This is a genomic window from uncultured Gimesia sp., from assembly GCF_937919775.1.
Lineage (GTDB): Bacteria > Planctomycetota > Planctomycetia > Planctomycetales > Planctomycetaceae > Gimesia.
This window is the reverse complement of sequence record NZ_CALFPF010000368.1, coordinates 1-4,554: the sequence shown is the minus strand read 5'-3', so window position 1 is coordinate 4,554 and position 4,554 is coordinate 1. Positions and strand designations below refer to the sequence as shown.

The window sequence follows — 4,554 nt, the reverse complement described above, 5'->3', positions numbered from 1 at the left end:
AGGGTTTACAGAAGCCAGTATAGTTTTTTTCGCTCGTTGTCTGAAAGATTGGACGTAAGTGAGACTAGGGAAATTGCGAAAAAAATGAAAATTTCTACGAATCGGCTTTCATTGTCGGGATGCTCAAATACATCACGCCTGTTACAACAAGACGTTTGAAGAACCGTTCTCAAACGGAGATTGAAGTAGTCCTGCCTGAGTCTGCCCATTCCTGAAGGCAGTCACAATTTGATCGCCCCGGGAGCAACTAAGTGCTTTGTGGCTATGCCAGACATCCGCAACGTTTTTCTGGTCCATACGATAAACATGATGAATTTGTTGGCATGGCACGTGAAGCCAGAAATAAAATGTGACCCGCCACCCTAAACGTCAACTTCAATGAAGCAACTGGACGTGTTGGTGCTGGTAAATACAACGATGGCTCGCTGGAAATGCGACCTGTCCTGGCCAGCCCGTGTAGAGACGGCGATGCAACATCAGTATTCAGAATAGATGAATGAATGTGAGAAGGTCAAATGCACCTTCCTCATTACAAGTGGTATCTGATACGCCCCCAATAAGGATTTTTGGCAATCTGATATCACGTATTGATTCTAAAGTTCCCGATGGGAAAACTTGCATCTTTCCCCACACGGAACTGAAGCATCAGATTCGATTAATTGGCGACAGCAGAAAGCTTGGGGAGCAAAGTGATTGAACGTCGCAAGACTTCTTTTCCTTTGGATTTGATGGAAACATAGTACTTACCAGGATCCAGAACATCCTCAAGATAGAATTGAAACGTGTTTCGTAAATTCTCTCGAGGAATAATATTTCCGATCCGGTAGACGATTCGTCCGTTCTCATCACAGAAGTGGCAATCGACCCAGATATCTTCGTGCGGCGGATTGAGACAGCATTGTACCAGCATCAAATCCCCCACCATAAATTCGGATTTACGATTAGTGAGCCAACCACCTACCATTTGAGTTCCCACATCCACAGAAAGAAACTTGTCTTTTTCTCTCAGAACCTGTTCCGGAGCCAACATTTCTTCCACAAATTTGGAGTCGACTTCATGCAAAGTCATCCGCCCTTCAGCACGTCTGAGGCCATAAATGTCCTGATGATATTCCACATAAACACTGAGAAATAAAACAGCAACGATGCCTGTCGACCATGCAACCGGCGATTTCCAGGCGGCCACAGGCTGAGGCCGATATCTTTCAACGATCGATCGCAGTATGCCAGAGTACTGTTTCAGCCAGCCCCCTTTTCGGTAGAGCCGGCGTAGTCGGGCCGATAACCATTGAACATCCTGTTCCGTAAGAAAGCAGAAATAAATCGAGATTGATACCATCGGAAAAATATAAAGTCCCAGTGAAAAGAACGTTCCAATGTGAAATGCTGTTCCCATTGCCAACCCGATAATCCGTCCCCATTTTCGCCAGATAACAAATACAAAAGCGATTTCCCAGACGATGGCAACATAAGACATGACAGATAACAAAATGGGGTACATTGTTAAATATTCGCCCAAAGGATGCGGATTATTATAACGTGACATCGCCCAGTAACTGATCTGATCTCCTTCGAGATAGCCGGGAGTATGCAGTTTTGTAATGGCAGCTCCAAAATAAACAGCAGCAATCAGAATCTGTACCAGCCTCTGCGGCCAGATCTCGAATCGAGGCAATTCGCGTTTTGTATATCTCGGTAACGTTCTATTTTCCTGCTTCCCTTTCAACCAACTGTCAACTGACCAGATGGCACCACAGTTTGAAAGACAAAGCAAAAACATGACATGCGTAGCAATTGCAGAATACTTCGTCGCCATACTGATGCAGTCCATGAAACAGAAATAGGTGTAGAGCAACACGGAAGCAATCATGGAAAACCGAGTCATCCAGCCGATACTGCTGCAGATCAGAAAAAATCCCAAAGCAGCAAACAAACCAACGGCGACTGTTCCCGAAAGAACCGGCAGGAAGTCGTAGTATCGAAAAATATCAGCCAGAGGAGCGGGTGCGCCATCAGTAGAAAACAACTCTCTTGCATGAGGCCATCGAGTCCATACCGTTCCAAACAAAACGAGAGGCACCAGCATACGCACGATTGCCAGTCCGTAGGGAACTTCTTCCGCAAAAAAGAATCGATGGAAGCGGTCACGAATTGAATTAGTTTGTGTTGGAATCACTGCTTTGGCATCCATGCTTGAAATCCTGATTGATGTTGCAACTCAAAAACAGAATGAACCGGGTTAAGATGACACTTCTACAAGTAACTCACCCTCAATTTCCTACAGGCGATGCCAGGTGAACGGGAACATCCGGGTCATGTTGCGGTCCGTCGTATTCAATCCGACTACCAACCGTAGCCGCAAAAAAGGGACGTCCTCGACTCATATCAGCAATCAGTCGTGGATTGTCGTTGATCTGTAAATGACGCTGCCTTGTGAGCCAGGGCACATAGGTTTGTGCAACCACACCTTCGGGGGTAATGACTTTGCGTAACCGATAATAATTTTTAAAATCTTTCGGCTCTTCGTAACGCTGGTCCCAGATGGAATCGGGCAGGTTATATTTCTTGCACCAGGCTTCTTCGATACACAAAATGCGGAGCATGGGCTCATGATCGGTCTTATCCAGCGTATTCATGGCCATTCTCAACCAGGCATCACCAGTCGTGTCGTAATGGCGCCGCCCCAGATCACCGTAAGGTTTGTAATCACCCCACGGACCCGGCGATAACTCATAATATTTCCCGCTGAGACCTTCACCAATAATATGGGTGCGAATCGAATATGCGGACCAGCCACAAAACATATCCCACACAATGTAATACATGGTGGGATGATTGCCTGTTCTATAGGAAAAGGTATGGCAGAAGATGCCAAACAACAAAACTCCGACATAGCCGGTAATTGTCAGATACGTTAATCCGCGTTTCAATAATCGCATCAGAATAGCCTTCCCTGGCTTAACAATGAGATCAATATTTGTAAAATACTATCAAATAAGGGCTTGGACGAATCGAACTATTGCAGTTCCTGTCCGGTGAATCCCTCACCCTCTCATTTTGGGTGGTAAATATCGTCAATCTTTGAATTCAGGTCAATAGCAACCTTTTTATCCGATTTAGCGCCTCTCCGGGAGGCCTTCTTGCGGTCAGATTGAGGATTCCTGTTTCAAAATTGCAGCGAAAATACCTTCCCAATGATATTCTTCCGCTTCGGCGTCGATCTTTAATCCGATTTCTGTTGCCGCCTGAGTGGTTACCGGGCTGATACTGACCAGCCTGATCGTTTTCCCGATCTGCTCACGTGCTTTCTGTGTTAACAGACGGTCAAAATTACGGGCAATGGAAGGACTGCTCAGGCCGATCCAGTCCACTTCTCCTGACTCCAGCAGATTGATGCTTTCTGCGTCCCAGGCGGTCACATCGTGATTCTCATAAACCACAATTTTATCCACGATCGCGGAGACTTCCGCTAATTCCGTCTGCAAGACTTCACGTCCCCGATTGGCTCCCGCCCAGAGAATTTTTTGCTGACAGACAAGAGGCTTCAACTCCGCAGCCAATTCCTCTGCCCGATATTGCGCGGGAACTAAATCAGCGCGAAGATGCTAGGCATTCAAAGCTTCGGCTGTTGAGGGACCTATTGTAGCAATTTTCAAATGAGATAATTTTCTTGCATCAAACCCGGTCTCCCATAGTCGATTCAGGAAATATTGAACTCCATTCGCACTCGTAAAGACGAGCCATTGATATTCTTCCAGTCGCGAAATTGCATCATCAACAGGCATCCAGTCAGTGGGCGCACTGATTTCAATGGTTGGTAACAGAATCGGTTGTGCCCCCAGCTTGAGCGCGAGCTTAATCTCTGTCTCTGATTGTTCCCAAGGCCGAGTAATCCCGATCCGCAGCCCGAACAAAGGTTTTTTTTCAAACCAGGAGATTTGATCACGCAGGGAAACACATTCCCCGATCACAATTAAAGAAGGAGCGACCAAACCCGCCTGTCGAACAGAGTCCGGCAGATTGGCGAGAGAGCTTTGTACCGTTTTCTGAAAAGGTGTGGTTCCTCGGCTGATGACAGCTGCGGGCGTCTCTTCTGCTTTTCCCGCCTGAATTAATGAAGTCACGATGTGTTCAATTTTGTGCAAGCCCATATAGAACACGAGTGTTCCGGGAAACTTCGCCAGTACTTCGTAATCCAGTGCGGAATCTGCTTTTTCAGGATCTTCATGCCCTGTGATCAGGGCAACAGCAGACGCATAAGCGCGATGTGTGACAGAAATACCTGCATAGCCAGCAGCGGCAGTTGCTGCGGTAATCCCGGGGACCACTTCGAAATCAATACCCGCGTTTCGGAGGGCAACTGCTTCTTCACTTCCCCGGCCAAAGATAAAAGGGTCTCCCCCTTTCAATCGAACAACAGTCTTCCCTTCGCGGGCCGCTGCGATCAATCGCTCGTTGATTTCGTCCTGTTGCAGAATCCGTCGGTTTTTGCAACCAACAGAAACGCGACACGTGCGTTCGACTTCGGAGGAAACGTGCTGCAAGAGTAAAGGG

2 protein-coding genes and 1 pseudogene are annotated in these 4,554 nt (G+C 47.1%); all 3 read right to left on the bottom strand.

Annotated elements, in window-relative coordinates:
- Positions 1-655 precede the first annotated feature (655 nt).
- The 3 genes and pseudogenes from Q0294_RS10145 to cobA all read right to left on the bottom strand — a co-directional run bounded on the left by Q0294_RS10145 (position 656) and on the right by cobA (position 4,544).
- A complete protein-coding gene (locus Q0294_RS10145; RefSeq protein ID WP_299464297.1) occupies positions 656-2,191 on the bottom strand; it encodes an HTTM domain-containing protein in 1,536 nt (511 codons plus the stop codon).
- A 79-nt stretch (positions 2,192-2,270) separates the two neighbouring features.
- Positions 2,271-2,939, bottom strand: a complete 669-nt coding sequence (locus Q0294_RS10140) for a hypothetical protein (RefSeq protein ID WP_299464294.1) — start codon at positions 2,937-2,939, stop codon at positions 2,271-2,273.
- 207 nt (positions 2,940-3,146) lie between these two features.
- Positions 3,147-4,544 (bottom strand): annotated as a pseudogene (gene cobA, locus Q0294_RS10135) (uroporphyrinogen-III C-methyltransferase).
- Positions 4,545-4,554 lie beyond the last annotated feature (10 nt).

Bases quoted from the DNA above. Each gene is read 5' to 3' on its own strand.
- Q0294_RS10145 (WP_299464297.1), bottom strand. From the start codon at position 2,191: ATGGATGCCAAAGCAGTGATTCCAACACAAACTAATTCAATTCGTGAC.
- Q0294_RS10140 (WP_299464294.1), bottom strand. From the start codon at position 2,939: ATGCGATTATTGAAACGCGGATTAACGTATCTGACAATTACCGGCTAT.